Here is a 508-nt window from a genome sequence, read left to right on the forward strand (position 1 = left end):
TCCCGGGCCTTGTACACACCGCCCGTCACACCACGAGAGTTTGTAACACCCGAAGTCGGTGAGGTAACCTTTTAGGAGCCAGCCGCCGAAGGTGGGACAGATGATTGGGGTGAAGTCGTAACAAGGTAGCCGTATCGGAAGGTGCGGCTGGATCACCTCCTTTCTAAGGATAATTACGGAATATAGACCTWGGGTCTATAMGTTGACGTTTTGCGTTCAGTTTTGAAGGTTCATCTTCTTTATAGAAGACGATACTTTCAAAACTTGTTCTTTGAAAACTGGATAAAACGACATTGAAAGCAATAAACATTCAAGTAATTCAACATACAACTTCGGTTGTATGCGTAAGAACTTTTTAACTTTTAGGTTAAGTTAATAAGGGCGCACGGTGAATGCCTTGGCACTAGGAGCCGATGAAGGACGGTACTAACACCGATATGCTTCGGGGAGCTGTAAGTAAGCTTTGATCCGGAGATTTCCGAATGGGGAAACCCACTGTTTTTAATAG

Annotated in this window: 2 rRNA genes; both read left to right on the forward strand. The window is 44.7% G+C overall.

Annotated elements, in window-relative coordinates:
- A 16S ribosomal RNA gene (locus AC1DSK_RS17535) occupies positions 1–163 on the forward strand; the annotation flags it as partial.
- Positions 164–365: 202 nt separating this feature from the next.
- Positions 366–508: ribosomal RNA gene (locus AC1DSK_RS17540) — 23S ribosomal RNA — on the forward strand; the annotation flags it as partial.

Source organism: Paenisporosarcina sp. P4_B8, assembly GCF_056402175.1.